The following is a 716-nucleotide window of genomic DNA, read 5'->3' on the forward strand; positions in this document are numbered from 1 at the left end:
AAATACTAATTGCCAAAGGTAGAAGGTAGTGCTACAATTGTTCACATTCCTACTATTCTTCTTATTATAGTCGGATTAAAATTTTATACAAGGAAATAGGAGTGATTTTAGTGAAAAGGACTTATTTACTTTTCATCTCTCTTTTAACCATTGTCCTCATAGTAGCAGGGTGCAGTGGTAATGCAAGCAAAAATTCTTCAAGTGAAAAAGAAGGAAAAGAAGGCGGAACGCTAAACATCGCGTCTCAAAGTGAGCCAGCAACGCTAGATGCTCAAATTACTGGGGACTCAGATGTGAAAGACGCAACGCGCAGTATCTACGAAGGACTAATGATTTTAGACGAAAAAGGAAATCCTAAGCCTGACTTAGCGTCTAAAGTAGATATTAGCGATGATAATAAAACATACACGTTCCAATTAAGAAAAGGGGTTAAATTCCATAACGGTAAAGAAATGACTGCAGATGACGTTGTCGCTTCTATTAACCGCTGGATTAAGCTATCGTCTCTTGGAAAAACAAACTTCTCTGGTGCTGAAATGACCAAAACCGGTGATTATACGGTAGAGCTTCATTTACCATCACCAAATGTTAACACGCTTTCTTTATTAGCTGATCCAATCCCCGCAGCAGCTATTTTACCAAAAGAAGTCGTTGACAATGCATCTGATGAAGGGATCAAAGACTACATAGGAACAGGTCCATATAAAGTAAAAGAA

1 protein-coding gene is annotated in these 716 nt (G+C 38.0%); it reads left to right on the top strand.

Annotation, left to right across the window (positions count from 1 at the left end):
• Positions 1 to 110 precede the first annotated feature (110 nt).
• Positions 111 to 716: ABC transporter substrate-binding protein (locus RB298_RS02620; RefSeq protein ID WP_486045609.1), on the top strand; the 606-nt coding region annotated here is incomplete at its 3' end.

The organism is Priestia sp. BR_2, assembly GCF_041954005.1.
GTDB classification, from domain to species: Bacteria; Bacillota; Bacilli; order Paenibacillales; family Paenibacillaceae; genus Paenibacillus_AQ; species Paenibacillus_AQ lautus_A.